Origin of the sequence: Marivirga sp. (genome assembly GCF_024636815.1) — a bacterium.
Classification (GTDB): domain Bacteria; phylum Bacteroidota; class Bacteroidia; order Cytophagales; family Cyclobacteriaceae; genus Marivirga.
The window spans coordinates 1-18915 of the sequence record NZ_JAGXGF010000076.1 but is presented as its reverse complement, the minus strand read 5'-3'; the positions used below and the strand labels follow the sequence as shown (position 1 = coordinate 18915).

Annotated in this window: 15 protein-coding genes; 8 read left to right on the top strand and 7 right to left on the bottom strand. The window is 34.0% G+C overall.

The genetic code is table 11. The annotated features are described in order from the left end of the window. Positions 1-43 precede the first annotated feature (43 nt). Positions 44-1507 carry a VWA domain-containing protein gene (locus Q0L29_RS05955; RefSeq protein ID WP_296619919.1) on the bottom strand — a complete coding sequence of 488 codons (1464 nt, stop codon included), beginning with the start codon at positions 1505-1507 and terminating at the stop codon, positions 44-46. A gap of 342 nt (positions 1508-1849) precedes the next feature. Between Q0L29_RS05955 and Q0L29_RS05950 the strand changes: the two genes are divergently transcribed. Next, entirely contained in the window at positions 1850-2338 is a 489-nt protein-coding gene (locus Q0L29_RS05950; RefSeq protein WP_296619917.1) for a DUF427 domain-containing protein, read from the top strand. A gap of 5 nt (positions 2339-2343) precedes the next feature. Here the strand turns inward: Q0L29_RS05950 and arfB are convergent, their stop codons facing one another. After that, entirely contained in the window at positions 2344-2760 is a 417-nt protein-coding gene (gene arfB, locus Q0L29_RS05945) for an alternative ribosome rescue aminoacyl-tRNA hydrolase ArfB (RefSeq protein ID WP_296619916.1), read from the bottom strand. Between the two features lie 220 nt (positions 2761-2980). On the opposite strand from arfB, the gene Q0L29_RS05940 reads away from it, so the two are divergent. Next, the gene (locus Q0L29_RS05940) at positions 2981-4315 is read left to right on the top strand and encodes an ATP-binding protein (RefSeq protein ID WP_296619914.1); all 1335 of its coding nucleotides are present in this window, start codon (positions 2981-2983) and stop codon (positions 4313-4315) included. A 130-nt stretch (positions 4316-4445) separates the two neighbouring features. Here the strand turns inward: Q0L29_RS05940 and Q0L29_RS05935 are convergent, their stop codons facing one another. Next, positions 4446-4946, bottom strand: a complete 501-nt coding sequence (locus Q0L29_RS05935; protein ID WP_296619913.1) for a GreA/GreB family elongation factor — start codon at positions 4944-4946, stop codon at positions 4446-4448. 106 nt (positions 4947-5052) lie between these two features. Then, positions 5053-5538, bottom strand: a complete 486-nt coding sequence (locus Q0L29_RS05930) for a peptide-methionine (S)-S-oxide reductase (RefSeq protein WP_296619911.1) — start codon at positions 5536-5538, stop codon at positions 5053-5055. Between the two features lie 59 nt (positions 5539-5597). On the opposite strand from Q0L29_RS05930, the gene Q0L29_RS05925 reads away from it, so the two are divergent. Both Q0L29_RS05925 and Q0L29_RS05920 read left to right on the top strand, forming a co-directional pair. Beyond that, the gene (locus tag Q0L29_RS05925; protein ID WP_296619910.1) at positions 5598-6065 is read left to right on the top strand and encodes a nucleoside triphosphate pyrophosphohydrolase family protein; all 468 of its coding nucleotides are present in this window, start codon (positions 5598-5600) and stop codon (positions 6063-6065) included. A 129-nt stretch (positions 6066-6194) separates the two neighbouring features. Beyond that, the gene (locus Q0L29_RS05920) at positions 6195-6530 is read left to right on the top strand and encodes a hypothetical protein (protein ID WP_296619909.1); all 336 of its coding nucleotides are present in this window, start codon (positions 6195-6197) and stop codon (positions 6528-6530) included. 196 nt (positions 6531-6726) lie between these two features. Here Q0L29_RS05920 and Q0L29_RS05915 read toward each other — a convergent pair whose 3' ends face one another. Further along, positions 6727-8760, bottom strand: a complete 2034-nt coding sequence (locus Q0L29_RS05915) for a glutamine--tRNA ligase/YqeY domain fusion protein (RefSeq protein ID WP_296619907.1) — start codon at positions 8758-8760, stop codon at positions 6727-6729. A 170-nt stretch (positions 8761-8930) separates the two neighbouring features. Beyond that, a complete protein-coding gene (locus Q0L29_RS05910; protein WP_296619906.1) occupies positions 8931-10076 on the bottom strand; it encodes a lycopene cyclase family protein in 1146 nt (381 codons plus the stop codon). Between the two features lie 216 nt (positions 10077-10292). Between Q0L29_RS05910 and Q0L29_RS05905 the strand changes: the two genes are divergently transcribed. The 3 genes from Q0L29_RS05905 to Q0L29_RS05895 all read left to right on the top strand — a co-directional run bounded on the left by Q0L29_RS05905 (position 10293) and on the right by Q0L29_RS05895 (position 16749). Then, positions 10293-11612, top strand: a complete 1320-nt coding sequence (locus Q0L29_RS05905) for a serine hydrolase (protein ID WP_296619904.1) — start codon at positions 10293-10295, stop codon at positions 11610-11612. 71 nt (positions 11613-11683) lie between these two features. Further along, positions 11684-13720: a carboxy terminal-processing peptidase gene (locus tag Q0L29_RS05900; RefSeq protein WP_296619903.1), complete on the top strand. Its 2037-nt coding sequence runs from the start codon at positions 11684-11686 to the stop codon at positions 13718-13720. Between the two features lie 443 nt (positions 13721-14163). After that, positions 14164-16749, top strand: coding sequence for a M1 family aminopeptidase (locus tag Q0L29_RS05895; protein WP_296619902.1), 2586 nt, complete (start codon positions 14164-14166; stop codon positions 16747-16749). Positions 16750-17030: 281 nt separating this feature from the next. Here the strand turns inward: Q0L29_RS05895 and Q0L29_RS05890 are convergent, their stop codons facing one another. Beyond that, positions 17031-17372: a phage holin family protein gene (locus Q0L29_RS05890; protein ID WP_296619900.1), complete on the bottom strand. Its 342-nt coding sequence runs from the start codon at positions 17370-17372 to the stop codon at positions 17031-17033. Positions 17373-17638: 266 nt separating this feature from the next. Between Q0L29_RS05890 and Q0L29_RS05885 the strand changes: the two genes are divergently transcribed. After that, positions 17639-18109, top strand: a complete 471-nt coding sequence (locus Q0L29_RS05885) for a hypothetical protein (RefSeq protein WP_296619899.1) — start codon at positions 17639-17641, stop codon at positions 18107-18109. Positions 18110-18915 lie beyond the last annotated feature (806 nt).

Below are 18915 nucleotides of genomic sequence, written 5' to 3'. Positions count from 1 at the left end.
TTGTTGCATTAGCGTTCACAAAGATTAAGACAGCCTCTCAATTTTATAATTGTTGCGATTTATTCACCAAGGATTTTAGCTCTTCCTTATATCCATAGGGGTCTTCTAAATTGGTATCATATAGCCAATCATTAATATCTTTATAAGTAGCTATTCCTTTGAATTGAGAGTCAATCAACTGCATGCCAAAGGCTGCCACAGCAGCTGTGAATTTCATATAATCAGAAGATTCGGCAAAATTTTTATCTTCATCTACTATGTCGAGCTCAAAAGGAACACTGCTGGTATTATCAGGCAATTTGTAGCGCATATCAATGGAGAAGGTTCTGCCCGTTTCAAACCCAACAGCAGGATTAGGTATAATTTCATAGATAGCTGTGATGCTTTGCCCAGCTCCTAATTCTCCTGCATCTTCTTCATCATCCTCAAAATCTTCTTCATTCAATATTCTGTTTTCATAACCGATTAATCGGAAGGCCTCTACAATTTCAGGGTTAAAATCTACCTGAACTTTTACATCTTTAGCAACGGTATAAAATTTATTTTTTTCATACAGAAATACTTTCTTTAATTGCTCTACTTTATCGATATATTCATAAGTTCCGTTGCCCTTATTAGCTATTTGTTCTAATGTACCTTCATTTAAATTACCACGACCAACTCCAAGAGTAGTTAAAAATATTCCGTTATCTCTTTTTTCATCTACTAAGCTAATAAGTTGTTCTCGATCAGAAATACCAACATTAAAATCCCCATCTGTTCCTAAAATGATTCTATTATTACCGCCTTCTATGTAGTGATCTAGTGCAATATTATAGGCTGTAATTATTCCGTCAGCTCCTGCTGTTGAACCACCAGATCCTAAACTATTAATCGCATTCTTAATTCTTCCTTTTTGATCGCCAGATGTCGATTCTAATAGTAAGCCAGCTTGGCCAGCGTAAGTCACGATGGCAATTTGATCTTGACTAGTTAACTCATCTACCAACAAATTAAATCCTTGTTTCAATAAACTTAATTTATCATCACCTCTCATAGAACCCGAAACATCTATTAGAAATACATAATTAGAAGGAGGGAGCTGACTTTCAGGTATATCTTTTCCCTGAATTCCGATCCTAATCAATTTATGATCTGCTTTCCATGGACATTTAGCAACTTCACCATTAGCCGCAATAGGTGCGCCATCAGTAGGCTGAGGATAATTCAGATCAAAATAATTAATGAATTCCTCTATCCTAACTGCTCCATTTGGTGGAAGCATTGATTGTTGCATAATGAATCTTCTTGAATTAGCATAAGATCCACCATCTGCATCAATAGAGAAGGTTGATATATTCTGTTCTGAAGTGCTTATAAAAGGATTTTCACCATTATCAATGTATTGATCTCCTTGAGTGTAGTATGAATCTGATGTGTAATCAGGTCCATAGCCATCCTCATAATTTTCACAAGACAGATTTAACATTAATAAAATTAATAAACTGAGATTCGTCAACTTTTTCATTTTGATAGTTTTAAGTTTTACAATTAATAAAGTGGTTGGTTTTTATTCCGGTTGAAGGCAGGATCCAAGCAAAAGACTCAACTTTTTTATTTTTGGTTGTAATAAAAAGTGTAAAAACGGTTGAGTAATGTAATTATTAATTAAATAAATAGTTATAAAATGAATATCTAAAATTTATAACTTTTTGAGGCCGAATCACTTAATAACAAAGAAAGCAACAAATATCCATTGATAATTAAATAGAGCCTATTAGGCATTTCATGAAAACCATTGGTAACTACTTGAAAATCATAATCAAATGACTAATGATTGTGTAATATAATTTTAGACCCTATATAATCTATGGAAAAAATAAAGCCAAAGGCAGGCCAGGAATCTGTTTGGGATTATCCTCGTCCTCCAGCAATTGAGGCTGTAACAGCTCACTTAAGTATTGTTTTTAATGGTGAAGTGATTGCAGATACAAACAAATCTTATAGAGTTTTAGAGACTAGTCATCCGCCTACTTATTATTTACCAATATCTTCTTTTAAAGAAGGTTCATTTATAGAAGGGACGCATAGCACAGTATGCGAATTCAAAGGAGTATCTTTTTATTATGATATCAAAAATGGAGATAAAGTTGCTTTAAATGCAGCCTGGAGTTATCCAACGCCTAAAGGTAATTTTAAGATGATAAAAAATCATATTGCTGTTTATGCGCATAAAATGGATGATTGTTTTGTCGATGATGAAAAAGTTGAAGCACAGGAGGGTGATTTTTATGGTGGGTGGATTACATCTAAAGTAGTTGGTCCTTTTAAAGGAATAAAAGGAAGCTGGGGATGGTAGTAGCTTTATTTTAAGGGTTTCTTCCTCATTTTCTTTTTATCAGAATGCATTTTTTTCTTTTCCAGTCTTTTCTTTTGTGAGGCTCTGGTTGGCTTCGTTTTTTTTCTGACTTTTGGCTTTTCAAATGCTTTTGAAAGCGTTCGATCCATTTTTTTATAAGCTAATTCTTTGTTTTTGATTTGAGAAGAATGGTTTTCAGCTGTAATAATGAGGTCTCCTGATTTAGTGAGTTTACCTGCCAATGCTTTTTGTATGGTCTCCTTCTCATATTCTGATAATAATTGGGATTCATTTATATTGAATCTTAATATTACCTTCGTTTCTACCTTATTGACATGTTGTCCCCCGGAGCCACCACTTCTTGCTGTGGAAATTTCCAGTTCTTTTTTGATTTTGCTAAGCTTGAATTTTTTTAAGTTCATTCCCTATGTATCGGGAAAGTAGAGAATTTGTTTATGTTATCGCTAATTTTAAAACTTCATGGCTTATAACATATTAGATTGTGATTTATATTTTATGAATACTACTAGATTAATTCTTATCCTTGATCGAGTAATAAGTATGATACATCATATAATTACAAACCGCACCTATAATTACTTTAACTTTGTCTCTATTTATTGTAACCAATAATATTTTTTAATGAGAATAGGGGGGGTAATAGATTTTTTAGTCACGGAGGATAGAAAGCACAATAGTGTGGAATTAAGACAGACCAAATTATTAATTAGGGCTTCTCTTTTAACCAGTCTATTTTCCTGTACATACCTTTTGATCAGTTTAGCATTTGATTTTAGTATTGGAGTAAAATTAATGGCATTTAATGTCTTCGGATTTCTTCTTTTACCTTTTTTATTAAGATCAAAAATTTCCATCAATATCATGGGTAATTTGTATGTTTTTGTAGGAGGTGTTGCGGTAATGATATTAGCCTACGCTTCTAATGGTATATATTCAGCCATTTATCCATGGATTATTTCCATACCTATTTTAGCCCTATTGGTTGTAGGTAGAAAATCTGCTATCTTTTGGGGTGCTTTCAGTTTTGCAGTAATGTTAGGCATGGGGATAGCTGCTATTTTAGGTTTTGAATTCCCAAATCAACTCAATACTTCTAATGAGGCTTTATGGATTACATTTGTATTGCCAGGCCTACTACTCATTATTTTCTTAATTTCCTATATTTTTCAGTCTACACAAACAGCTGCTCTCACTAAACTTGCTAATCAAAATAATACCTTAATAGAGCAAAGAAACACCATTGCTGCCCAAAAAGAAGAGTTAACCAGTTTGATAGATGATAAAAATTATGTTATTAGAATTTTGGCACATGATGTTAGAAGTCCTTTAAAAAACATTCAGGGCTTAATCAAGCTTTTAAACCTGGAAACTGATGAATACCGTAAGTCAGAAATTAAAGAATTGTTATTACAGACTTCAATTAATGCCGAAAATTTGGTGAACCGGGTGTTAGAATTGGATAGATCTGAACACGAAAATTCAAGCAGCAATATTTCAAAAATCATTATCAAAGAGCTATTGCAAGAATTAGTACAAAATATGCAAGAACTTGCCAATCAAAAGGAAATCATCATTAATCTTAAAGATGAATCAAGGAATAGGCACATAGAAGCAGATCCGACTTATATTCATTTGATATTTGAGAATCTGTTATCCAACGCCATTAAGTTTTCCGAAGAAGGTAAAAATATTGAGGTAATAATTTCCAATTCACATGATCAGTTGCAAATTGCAGTTGTAGATGAAGGGCCGGGAATAGATCCTAATGAAGAAGATAAATTATTTAAAAAGTTTTCAAAATTAAGTGCACGTCCTACTGCCGGAGAAAGTTCAACAGGTTTAGGATTATCTTTGGTAAAGCGCTATGTAGAACTAAGTGATGGTAAGGTTTGGTATGAAAGAATCCAGGGTGGACAGGGAGCAATTTTTAAGGTTCAATTTCCGCTCTCAGAATAAATGGCTAATAGAAAATTAGTTCAAATTTAATACATCAGAATATTTGAGATAATGTCTAGTCCTAAATAAGCAATACAGTAACTGATGATTTTTAATATGCTAAATATTTAATCTAGACAATGAATACCTGCTACTCATACTCTATTTCTACAACCTCAATTTTTCGCTTCTCTTTACCTAATTGAAAATCGCTGGTTTCTCCTTTTTTCTTTCCAATTAGTGCTTTAGCTATAGGTGAAGTAAAGGCTATTTTTTCTTTTTTAACATCAGCTTCGTCAACACCCACAATTTGAAAAGTTTGAACTCTGTCATTCATTTTGAACTTTACTCGGGCACCAAATCGAACCTCATCTTGAGGCTGTTCTTGCGGGTCAATTATTCTGGAAGAATTAATTCTTTCTTCCAATAATTTCAATTTACCATTTACTGTAGCCATATTTCTTCTCCTATCTTGTTCTTTTTCTACCAGCTTCACTTCAGATTTATCTTTTTCCAAAGCTGATTTTTCATCTAGAAGTGCTTGTTTTCCAGCAGGAGTAACATAATTCAGCTCGCCATCCGGTATTGGTGCTCTGGCTGGTATAAATGGAGCTTCCTCCTGATCCTCTTCTTTTACAAATGCTCTGCTCATAATGTGTAATTGAAATAAAATAGATAATAAATCTAAGACGATTTAAGATCTTGCTTGTTGCAATTTGCCTAAAAACAAGCCTTATTTAATCTTTAAAAGCATACCGCTACATTATATTTAAAGCCTTTTTAAGCCTTTCCAATTTTGGTTTAATATAGGTTTGGCAAAAAGGCTTTTCGGGATTACTATAATAGTAATTGAGATAATTTTCTTGATTTAACATAAATTCACTGAAAGGCAGAATTTCAGTAATTATTAATTCATTGCTTTCAGATTGAATACGCTTCATAACCTCTGAAAATTGTTCTTTTTGATTTTCATTGAAAAAATAAATAGCTGATCGGTATTTTGAGCGCATACTATGGTTTGAAGTAGCACTGTGCGTGTTGATATGGATAGATATCAATTTAGCTAAACTAATGACGGCCTCATTAAAATAGACAATAATAGCCTCAGAAAATTCATGATGAGGTGGCTCAGATCTTATCCATCCCTGTTCTACCTTGTTTACAGCTGGAATAGATTGAAAAATGGCTTCTGTACACCAATGACATCCTCCTCCAAAAGCTATTTTTGAATCTACTTTTTTCACTGCATTAAATTTGATAATTTGTGCTTTAATTTCCCACTATAAAATTATTAAAAATTAAGATGAAAGAAGCAGAAGCACTCAATTCCGTATCCAAATTTCATAAAACTTTCAACCACCCAATCTTAACAGAACCTCAAATTCCGCCTCAAAAAAGATCAGCTTTGAGATTAAATCTATTGAAAGAGGAGTTAAAAGAATTGGAAGAAGCTGTTGAAAATCAGGATGTAATAGAAGCAGCAGATGCTTTATGCGATTTGCAATATGTCCTGGCTGGTGCCATTTTAGAATTTGGAATGGGGGAGAAGTTCGCAGATTTATTTGCTGAAGTACAACGTTCCAATATGAGTAAAGTTTGTCGTACCGAAGAAGAAGCCCAAGCCACCGTAAATCACTATACATCCCAAAATCAAGATGCATATTTCGAAAAGAAAGATGATTTCTATTTAGTATATCGTAAAGCGGATAATAAGACCTTAAAGTCTATTAATTACTCTGAAGTGGATTTGGATCGGATATTGAGGGGTTAAGGGTGATCGAAGTCGGATATTGGATGTACATTTGAAGTCTCTTTCTATATAGCCATTGGCTATTATTCTTCTGTTTTCTCTTGAATCTTTTGTGGTCGAGGTATTTATCTTTCTCAATTAGTGTCCTATGTGGAAGTCGAAAAGTACTTAGTGATTGTAAATTTAAACAAGCCTCACTTTTCTTTGTTTATTACTTTAAAATCTAAAGCAATGACAAAAGAGGATGCAATTGTAGTCATAAAGAAAATTCCGATTGGAGCTAAAATACAGGTAATTCAGAAATCGGGAAATATCTTGGATGTTAGATTATCCAGCCATGAAGTGAATAAAACCGAAGAAAAGCGGTATGAAACAATCACTGTTCCAGAACTGCCTCCAGCGTTACTAGTCAACGGACATATTAGGCAAGGAAATTATAGAGTCGAACTCGAAGATATTGTTAATATAGCCTGGGTTAAAGAGTGAATGGAAAGTTGAGTGATGGGTAAGGAAACTTAATCCAGCTCTTTTCTACACTTAGAATGATGCAATCTGACTACCGCCTGACCAAAACAAAAAAGCTATCTGAATTAATTCCAGATAGCTTTTTATTCAAAACTTCATTCCTTTTCGTCTTCGCAGTCATTCACAGCCTTCCCGTAATATGGGGCAGGTGGACTGTTTATTTTTTTATCGTTTTCGCTTCTTCTGCTAAAAGCTCATTATAATCTTCCAATCCAGCTTGAATAAAAGCTTCAATCGCTTCATTTCTTTCAAGTCCTTTTTCCAATAACACGCCTAAGGCAATGGTTACTCCGATTCTAGTACCTACTTTCTTTTTGGCTGTTCCAAATAGTGGCTCTAAATCATCATAGCTAACATCTTCAGCTAATTTAGCAATGCTGGCTCTGGCAGTTTCAAGTTTTGCACCCGATAGATTAGTATATTTTTTACTGATCTTCTGGATTTCATTGATCGGACTTCTACCTTGCCCTTGTTGTTTGTGTTGCTGCGGTTGATTTTGTTTTTGTTCTTTCGTTTGAGCTTTGGCCCATGAATCTTTCAACCCTACTGTTTTATTAAAGATCAAATAATCAGAGGTAGCATCTTTATCTAAAGTAAAATAACCCACACGCTGGAACTGGAATTTATCTTCTAATTTAGACTCTTGTAAAAAAGGCTCTAAATAAGCCTCTTTAGTGACCTTTAAAGATTCCGGATTTAAGAACTCCATAAAGCTCTTCTCACCATGTGCATCTGGAGCCTCGTCTAAAAACAAACGGTCATACTCTCTGATTTCTGCTTTGATTGCATGTTGAATGGATACCCAATGTAAAGTACCTTTCACTTTACGCATACTGGCTTCTGTTCCGCTACCTGAACGCGAATCTAAATCTGCAGTACAATGAATCTCAGTAATATTACCTTTTTCATCCTTTACTACAGATTCGCCTTTAATGATATAAGCATTCTTCAATCGGACTTCCTTTCCAATACTTAATCTAAAGTATTTGTTACCCGCTTCTTCTTTAAAATCCTCTTTTTCAATATATAATTCTCTGGAAAAAGGCACCTCATGCGAGCCTGAGTTCTCCATTTCAGGATTATTTTCAGCTTCCAACATTTCTGTTATTCCTTCCGGATAATTAGTGATGATCAGTTTAACAGGATCAATGACCGCCATGGCACGTGTAGCTCTTTTATTCAAATCCTCACGAATGGCATATTCCAAAAGGGAAACATCTGTTACACTGTCTCTTTTAGAAATTCCAGAGATCTCACTGAATTTACGAATGGATTCAGGCGTATAACCTCTTCTTCTCAAACCTGAAATAGTAGGCATACGAGGGTCGTCCCAGCCAGCAACGGTTTTGGATTGCACCAACTCCAATAACTTACGCTTACTCATCACAGTATAGCTTAAATTACGTCTGGCGAACTCTCTTTGCTTAGGTCTTAATTTATTCTCATCATAAATTTGGTCCAGGAACCAATCGTATAACTCTCTGTGGGATTTAAACTCCAGCGTACATAAAGAATGAGAAATTTGCTCAATATAATCGGACTGACCATGTGCCCAATCGTACATAGGATAAATACACCAATCCGTACCAGTTCTGTGGTGAGCTCGGTTAATGATTCTGTACATCAAAGGATCACGCATCAACATATTAGGGGACGCCATATCAATTTTAGCTCTTAATACGTAAGAACCAGCTTCAAACTTCCCATTTTTCATTTTCTCAAAGATTTCCAGATTTTCCTCTATGGGTCGATCACGGTGGGGGCTAGGTTTCCCGGGAGATGTAGGGGTTCCTTTTTGCTCAGCAATCAATTCAGGAGATTGTCCATCTATATAAGCTTTTCCATTTTTGATTAGCTCAATAGCCCAATCATAAAGCTGCTGAAAGTAGTCCGAAGTATATAATTCATTAGCCCACTTGAAGCCTAACCATTCGATATCCTTCTTGATAGAATCAACAAATTCCTGCTCTTCTTTGATTGGATTCGTATCGTCAAAGCGCAGATTTACAGGCGATTGATAGTCTTTACCTAATCCAAAATTAAGGCAGATAGAAGCAGCATGACCAATATGTAAATAACCATTTGGTTCAGGAGGAAACCTAAAACGTAGACTATCTTTCGGTAGTCCTGACTTTAAATCTTCAGCAATTATATGTTCTAAAAAATTAAGTGATTCTGATGCTTCTTTCATATCCAATTATTTGAGTTGCAAAATTAGCTGAAAAGCATTCAATTGCAATTGTTTTAACCACAGAGTGGAATAATTAGTAATTAATAATTAAATCCGCCCTTTTGCGCTAAGTTCAGTCTTATCAATATTTCCAATTAGTGTAGGTCTGTCATTAAACATTAGTTAGGTTTTCAAAACATTTCCTCGATCACAGCCTTAATAAATGCCATTTTTGGGACGGTATTCATGATTTTTAAGTCCTCTAGAAGACTGGTATCTTCATTTAAGAATTTCAATAATAGTGGTAGTTTATTTTTCTTATAAAGGTTTCCAAAGACCTCATGTCCGCTACTTTTACCAGTATGAAGAACATTCATTAAGACCTCATCATAAAAACGAAATTTCTTAGAGCCACTTATACTGAAATCATCACCATCTGACTTTAATGTTCTGATAATCTGCTGGATATGATTATAATTTCTGACAAAAGAATAGCCTGTACTCGGCTTTACAGTCCCTGCTAATGTCCCAATGGGTATGATGCTTTTACTTTTTTTAGTAAAAATTGAATTGGTCATGGGAATCTTATTGTATTCCACCTCAAGAATACTGTAATCTTTTAAACCCAGATTATTTTGAATATAGTGTTCTAAGGATGATTTATAAGCTTCTTCTTCCCATAAATTTGCTGAAAACAAGGTGTACTCGACTAAAGCCTCATTTTCTGATTCAGGAAGGATATACGCAAAACTTAAGCCTCCTTTTACTTCAGGAACCTGCAAATCCATATAAGTGATTTCATTAGGATTGAATTGTGCTTTTTCAGTTTTTATTTTCCAACCATAGAAATGCTGCCAAATAAAATGCTTTTTTGGATTGCCTAAAGCTCTAATATCCTCTGGGAAAAAGTAGGATTTGAAAAAATAGGAGCTGTATTGGTAAGTAGAACTTTGAGTTTCTACTAATTTAAATTCTTCGTCTTCAGAAGTTATAACATCCTGAATAAAAGTTATTTGAGAGTGTTTACTTAACTTTTCAATTATAAACTTATAATAATCAATCCCTTCAATTTTGTAGTATCGATAAGGCTCTAGTTTTTGAGATAAATCAAAATCAGTACCTTTTACTGCTGCAGTATCCCATGATTGTTTAATAGGTAATTCTGTAATCCAAATTTTCGGTTCAGACCAAAAGCACCAGGTCCGGTCGTTAGAATCTTTTTTATCAGCATCAATAATTAATAATTGCTTATCTTTTAATAAGTCGTTTTCAATCATCTGCCAAGCCAAAGTTAGACCAGCTAATCCAGCACCACCTATGATATAATCGTACTTCATTAGTATTCGTGAATCAATGGTTAGGTTTAATTTTTAAATCTAAATTTAACTTTAATGTTAAAAGAAATCTTAAGATTAGGGAATTATTTTGACAATAAGCTGTTCTCAAAGCAAGTTAATAATACATGATATTCATATAAATTGTTGTATATTTGACTATCTAAGACAGTATTGTTGAATATTAATTTTTGTTTGTAAACCAATTTCATTTTTAATTTGAAAAAAAGTACAATAATAATTGCAATTGTATTAGGGGTAACTGCAATTAGTTTTGCCTTTTATACCACTTCTGAGGTAGCCTTCACTCGTTCTATAGATGAAGGTAATCGAAATCAGCTTAATTATGTAAATTTTAATCTGGTGAGCCCTGCGCCCGTAATGGATTCCACTGAATCTAATCTCGAATTCGATAAGGATATCGAAAAATTCCTCAATAGATGGGACATAAAAGGTGCTTCTGTTGCTGTAATGAAGGATAATAGGCTAATTTATTCCAAAGGTTATGGTGTAACCAATTCAGAAACTCAAGAGCCGGTAGGAACAAAACATTTATTTAGAATTGCCAGCGCGTCTAAATTAATAACTGCCATTACTATTATGAAAATGGTAGATGATGGAATAATTGATTTAGAAGAAAATATATTTGGTGAAGATGGTATATTTTCTCATTTCGATGAAATGAAGGACGCTAATCATAAAAAAGTTAAAGTAAAGCACTTATTAAATCATAAAGGAGGTTGGAGCTGGAGAGATGGTGATTTTATGTTTCAAGCTACCAAGATTAAGCGAATAATGGAATTAGAAGGTCCGCCTTCTGAAGATGATATTATAGAATTTGTATTAAAACATAGAAGATTAAGGTATAAGCCTGGAACTCAATATGCTTATTCAAATTTTGGCTATATGCTTTTAGGTAAAATTATAGAGCATAAAACAGGAAGCCCTTATGAAGATTATGTTGTAAACCATATTTTGGAACCTAATGGAATATACGGAATGCGTATTTCAGGAAATTATGAATGGGAGAGAAGACCTTTTGAAGTTCACTACTATAATCACCCCGGAGCTTATAAATTCCAGTCTTTTGATGGTAATTATGAATCGGTAGATAAACCATATGGCGGAAGTGATATCAATACTTTAGGAGCTGCCGGAGCATGGATTGCAAACGCATCTCAACTTACAAAACTAGTAGCATTAATAGACCCTAACAACGATTTCCAGCTGCTTTCCGAAAAAAGTAGAGAATTAATGGTGAGCGGAAATAATTATAAAGATGCATATGGCTGGAAAGGCGTCAAGGGGGAAAACTATTGGAGAACAGGAACCCTAGCTGGTTCTGCATGTTTTATTCAAAGAAAAGATGATGGATATTCGTATGCTGTTATACTAAATTCCAGCGTTTGGATGGGGCATAGATTTAATAAGTATATAAAATGGATGATGGATAAAGCGATCTTAGAATTAGATAACCATCAGCAAAATCTGTTTTATCAAAATCATAATTCTAAAAGTATATTACCATTGACTATTTAACCGTTTATCAAATTCAGTAAAATAAAAATTGAATTTCCCGTTCATTAGTTCGAACTACAATAATATCTAAGATGAAGCAATTATTTTCAATCATATTCATAGCCCTGATAAGTTTTTCAGGATTTTCTCAAAAGGAAAAGTTAGTGAAACTAAGTCCAACGCAGGACCAATCAATGGAAGCGCGTTTGGTGGCTGGATTATTAACTCAATACCATTACAAAAAGACACCTATTGATGATGATCTTTCTATAGTGGTCTTTGATGAGTATTTATCGTCATTAGATGCCAACAAACATTATTTCTTAAAAGAGGATCTGGAAGGTTTCCAAAAATATAGAGATCGTTTGGATGATCATATAAAACTAGGGTATCTTCTTCCTCCTTATGAAGTTTTTAATGTATTCCGTGAAAGATTTAATGAAAGAATGAACTTCATAGAAAATGAGCTGTCTTTCGATTTTGATTATGATAAGGATGAATTTTTAACCGTGAATCCTGATTCATTGGATTATGTGTCATCAAAAGAAGAATTAAATGATAGATGGAGAAAATTAATTAAAAGTCAGGCATTAGATTTTAAAATTGATGATAAAGCGGATACTACAATAGAACGCCTAATCAAACAGCGATACGATCGATTAAAGCAAACTATTGGTGAATATGAAAGTAGAGATGTTTTTCAGTTGTATATGAATACTTTTGCTGAGAGTTTTGATCCTCACAGCAGTTATTTCTCACCTATCACTTCAGAAAATTTCAAAATTAGAATGAGCCAATCTTTAGAAGGAATTGGCGCTACACTTACCTCTGACGGAAGTTACACCCGAGTTGCCTCTGTGGTGCCGGGAGGGCCGGCTTTTGAGAGTAAAGTCATCAATACGGATGATAGAATATTGGCTGTGGCTCAAGGTGAAGATGGAGAATTTGTTGATATCACAGGCTGGAGATTAGATGATGTGGTTCAAAAAATCAGAGGACCGAAAGGAACTACCGTTAGATTGAAAATTATAGAAGCAGGAACTCCTATTTCAACCGGTGTCCCTACAGAAATTACTATAATCAGAGATAAAATAAAACTAGAAAATCAGGTGCCTTATGCTGAGGTAAAAGAAGTGTATAGAGATGGTAATCTATATAATGTTGGAATTATAACTATTCCGTCATTTTATCTGAATTTCGAGGCCATGAGGAATGGTGAAGAAGATTATGGAAGCACTACGAGGGATGTAAAAGCAATTTTAGATTCTATTAAAACAAAAGTGGATGGTATTGTAATTGACTTGCGATCTAATGGTGGTGGATCTCTGCAAGAAGCTATTGAATTAAGCGGTTTATTTATTGAAAAAGGCCCAATTGTTCAGATTCGGGATTCTGATGGTAGCATAGAATTAGGAGAAGATGAGGATAAATCCATTTATTATGAAGGTCCATTAACCATTTTGACAAATCGCTTTAGTGCATCTGCATCCGAAATATTCTCAGGAGCTATACAGGACTATAAAAGGGGAGTGGTAATAGGAGAAAATACCTTTGGAAAAGGAACTGTTCAAAATTTAATCTCTTTGAATCAATTTGTACCTAAGGTGGAAGATACGCTAGGGCAAGTTAAATTAACCTTAGCCAAGTATTACAGAATAAATGGTAGCAGTACACAGCATAAAGGAGTTAGCCCCGATATTAAAATGCCTTCACCCTATACTGCCAAAACTTTTGGAGAGAGTTCATATCAAAGAGCTTTAGAGTGGGATCAGATTAGAAGTTCTGATTTCAAACCCACTAATTATATAGATGAAAATATTATTGCCAGCTTGAATGAAAAGCATGAAAAGAGATTAAAAGAAGAGCAATACCTTAGAAACCTTAAGAATGATGTGGATGAGGCTATTAATCAGCAAAGCATGTACAGAATCAGCTTGAATATAAAAGAAAGAAAAGCGGAGAACGAAAAGGCGATGGAAAGAAGAAATGCTGCCAATGAATTGAATGAAAAGATATCTTCTGACCCTGGATTTATCAATAAAATCAATACGGATGGCGAAATTAAGGATCCATATTTAAGAGAGGGTATAGTAGTCCTGGCAGATTTGATTGCGATGGGAATAGGATGATTGATTAAACTTTAGAAATCATTATATAGAAAACGTCCTGTCAGTTTAAAACTGGCAGGACATTTTTATTTGCAACGCTTAAATACCAAATGAAGAGAAATGGAGTTTCGAACTGTGCAAGGCCTCATCCCTGCATGTAGAAAGATGACCATGACAAAGCCTTGTACAATCATGTTCATAAAAGAACCCCAGACTTCCTTAGTCCTACACGCCCCCGTTTGGGTGAAAACACCCAAACTTTTTCATTGATCTGAAATCTCACAGAAACTTGAAGGTGAAAACACCTTCAAAGGGAGTAGTTGTACGAGAAGTGATGAAGGATTAAATTTTATATATTAGTAGCTGAGTAGTTACTTTAATTTTTAAGAGTTAGTCATTTCAAAGATCAGCTTAATCCGGTTTTCTACATCAATTTTATATCTTTACAAAAACCCATCATAAATATGAATAGGCAAAATTTTCAAATCTTCAAGAAGCTCTTAACTATAGCATTTATTTTTTTATTTTTCTCTTGCGAAAACTTCAGAGAGACTGACTCTAATATGAATGAAAATGGCGTATCAAAAAGTCTGGCAGAATATCGAAAAGAGGTGATCAGTAATGTAAATTATAAAATTAGTTTCACAATTCCTGATTCACTAAATCAGTCAATTGAAGCTTCTGAAACTATCACATTAGAGCTAAAAAAAGTAAAATTACCACTTCATCTTGATTTTAAGGGCAAAGCCGAGCAATTGAAGGAAATATCTGTAAATGGCAAAAAAATCCCTATTGATTACGCAAACGAGCATATCGTAATTCTTTCACCGCATTTGAAAATTGGAAAAAACACAATTGATATCGATTTTACAGCTGGAGATATGTCCCTAAATCGAAATGAAGATTACTTATATACTTTACTAGTACCAGACAGAACAAGAACAGTTTTCCCTGTATTTGATCAGCCAAATCTTAAAGCTACATTCGATTTAACATTAAAAGTACCTCAAGACTGGCAAGCCTTAGCAAATGGAGCCATAAAAGACTCGCTTACAGTAGAAGATCAAACCATTTATCATTTTGAGACTTCAGATAAGATCAGCACCTATCTATTTTCATTTGCTGCCGGGAAATTTAAAAAAGTGAGTCGAACAATAGAGGGGGTAGAAATGAATTTTTACCATCGAGAGACTAATAATGAGAAAATTACGGAAAGTATCGACCCAATTTTTCAAATTCATGCTGATGCTTTAAAATTTTTGGAAGACTATACACAAATTCCCTATCCATTTCAAAAATTTGACTTCATTGCTATTCCCGGCTTTCAATATGGGGGAATGGAACATGTAGGGGCTATAGACTATAAAGCCTCAACTTTATTTCTGGATAAAGGAGCTACAAAAAGTCAGCAAATATCAAGATTAAACTTAATAGCTCATGAAACTGCTCATATGTGGTTTGGCGATTTAGTGACTATGGACTGGTTTAATGATGTTTGGATGAAAGAGGTTTTTGCCAATTTCATGGCAGATAAGGCCAATGCAGATGCATTCGAAGACTCTAATTTTGAGCTTAAATTTCTTGTAAGTCACTTGCCTGCCGCCTTTGGTGTAGACAGGACAAAAGGAGCGAACCCAATCAGACAAAAACTGGATAACCTGCAAGATGCAGGTTCATTGTATGGTAATATCATTTATCATAAAGCGCCCATCATGATGCGCCAATTGGAACGCCTGATGGGAGAGGAGCCTTTTAAAAATGGCATTAGAGAATATCTAAAAACTTACGCTTTTGAAAATGCTACCTGGCCTCAGTTAATAGAAATATTGGATAAGAAAACCGAAACAGACCTCAACAGCTGGAATCAGGTTTGGGTGAATCAAGCAGGAAGGCCTCATTTCGATTATAAACTTAAAAATGATAATGGTTTTATACGTGAATTTTCAATCACACAAGAAGATCCATCAGGAAAAGAAAGATTCTGGCCACAGCTTTTTGAAGTTCTATTGGTATATCCGGATAGCGTGCATGAATTGACTGTTGAAATGGATGCTCCGAAGGTAGAGGTTAAACTTGATCACGAAACAGCTAGACCTGATTATATTTTATTCAATTCTTCCGGACAGGGCTATGGACTTTTCCCTATTGATACACAATGGGTCAAGAATTCCGCACAGATTTTTGAGTTGAAGGACCCTGTACAAAGAGCCTCTGCTTATATTAATAGCTATGAGAATATGTTGGAAGGGAAATACCTATCGCCAGCAGAATTATTGGAACTACTCACGAAGGGCTTAAGCAGAGAAAAGGAGGAACTCAACCTTAATAAGCTAACCGATTACCTCACAGAAGTGTATTGGAAATTCATAGCCGTTGAACAGCGAAATAGCGAGCAATTAGAGAATGAAATTTGGCAAGCCATGCAGGATAATTCAAAACCTAATGCCAAAAAAGTGCTGTGTAAAACCTATGAAAATATAGCTTTAAGCACAAATGCTTTAGAAAAACTTCATCAAATATGGCTTGAAGAGGAAGCTCCGGAAGGAGTGACCTTATCGGAAGAAGATTATACCTCACTTGCTTTAGCATTAGCGGTGAGGGATTATAAAAAGTGCATTCTAGACACCCAGCTCACAAGAATTGATAACCCTGATCGTCAGAAGCGACTGGAATTTATGATGCCGGCTCTTTCATCAGACCCAGCAGAAAGAAAGGAATTTTTCCAATCCTTAAAAGATCCTAAAAATAGAGAAAAAGAAGCCTGGGTAGCTTCAGCTCTGCATTATTTGCATCATCCTTTAAGAACAGAAAGCTCAGTTCAATATTTACAGGAAAGCTTCGAACTTCTGGAAAAAATTCAGCTGACAGGGGATATTTTCTTTCCAGCACGCTGGTTACAAGCAACATTCAGTGCCTATCGAAGTGATGAAGCAGTGGAAATAGTCAATAATTTTCTCGACCAGCATTCTGACTATAATCCAAAATTGAAGGATAAGGTTTTACAAGCCATAGATGATTTATATCGTGCCAATGAGCTGCTGAATCAGTAAAGAAAGTATTAAGCGGTGATTGGGAAACGAAGAATTTGGAAAATAGGTAATTGGGTTTATTATTTTAATACCTCCAGAGACCTATTAAACTAATAATTCAATATATGACCATTTTCCCACCACAAAAGAAACACAAGAACACAAAAGTAAATAACCAAGGTTATTTGCGGTATAAGCTAATTCTTAATCAAGGTAAAAGTTAAGTAGTATAAAATTTAAAAGGTATCGGTTATGTGTTTTTCGAGCTTCAGATTTAAAGATATATAAGTGACTGACTACTACTAAAAAAGTGACTGCAAAATAGCGTTTAGCACCGAAAGAATTATACTAAAGAAAAAAGCCCACCAAAAGCTCTTTACTTCAAATCCTTTCATAAGTTTATCAACCAGCATGATCATTAAGGCATTAATAACTAATAAGAATAATCCTAAGGTAATGATGGTGATGGGAATGGTGAGGAATACCAGAATTGGTTTAACAATGGCATTAATTACGCCCAAAACGATGGCGACTAAAACAGCCTGACCAGAACTGTCCACTTTTACTCCTGATAAGATTTTAGCACTGACGAATACCGCTGCAGCTGAAAGTAATAATCGAATAATAAATTCTGTTAAATCCATGGTTTATAAAATTGAATGATATTTCAATATAAGTTAAAACTTATATATTCTGCAAGTTTAGCAATACTGTCAGCAAAAAAATAATAATTTAAAAGGGGAGATGATTGACATAAACAATTGAATATTTGTAAGATATCACTATATAATATAATTTATTGTATATGGAAACGTTTAGAATATTATAAGTAAGCTTATTGTTAAATAGAATATTTCTTTCGGTAAGCATTACTAATGCATCAAAATTGATGATATTTAATCAAAATGTTATGAAAAAAACAATCTTAAGCAGCTTTACAATAATAATTGTACTTATACTTGTTGCTTGCAAAGAGAATACTATTTCACCCATGCAAAAAATTGAGGTAGAAGTAGGGGAAGCATTTATTGTTGATGGACAAACACAACTCAATTTTGCAAATTTTGATGAAGTAGATGTGAAGATTGAAATAATAGACTTTTCTGATCATTTAGTAAGAGGATTAGTTTCACCAAGAACCTATGTAAACATAGACTTAATAGATGAAATAAGAACGGATTACCAAGTAGAAGCAGGTTATAAAGATAGATGTATTACACAGAGCACTGGAGGAAATTGTAATGAATTAAGATTTGAGATAAAAGATCAAGTTTACTTTTTAACATTTGAAGAAGTATATTGGAGCGAAGTAAAGGAAAATAATGATGGCATAGAATTTATAGAAGTAGATAGTGCTCAACTAATTGTTGAAAGGCAATAATCAATTTAACTCGCTAGTCCAAATATTATGTTAAGTTAGTAAAACTACTTAGGTCAGACGATTGTCAAACCGGACTAAGAATAAATTAAATCATATTACCGCAGTTCTCAAGCGCTTGTCTAGAAGATCAGGTTATAGTACAATTGGTCATAAATTTAAACTCCGCCATCAGTCCATCTATAATCAATTCCTGTATCCAAACCACAAACATCTCAAATCCTATAAAATTCTAAAGCCATATGTAAGAGTTACTTAAGAATCCAAAGGATAATGCTTTGCATATTCAAATCTCAGGCGATAGTCAGAATATTTTTTGATGTTCAATAGACAAGAATGTCCAAAGTACTCATCAAACAAGACTGCATACAGGCAGGGTAGAAGAAAACAAAACTAATTGGCATGAACAAAGGAACGTAGAACTCTTTCATATTTGATTAGCAGATTGAAATCTTAATGAAATGGGATAGGTGTTAAATAAATTAACTTAACATAATATAAATTATATAACAACAACTACTATATTTCACAATATCCTACAATTAATAATGCTTTGTAACGGATAACTAGTAATAGATTAGATGGATGTAACTATAGATTTGAGTCTTGATGAAAACATGGTTTCTTCAATTAAATATTTGATGAAGGCATTTGACATACCTAATCCTAAATCTGAACATTCTGTTTTCTCTTCATTTTCACAGATATATCATGTACTTTTATAAACTATGAAATATCTATTCATTTTCTTCTTGCTGTTATTAAGTTTCCAATCATTTAGTCAGGTAGTTATGCGAGATACTACCATC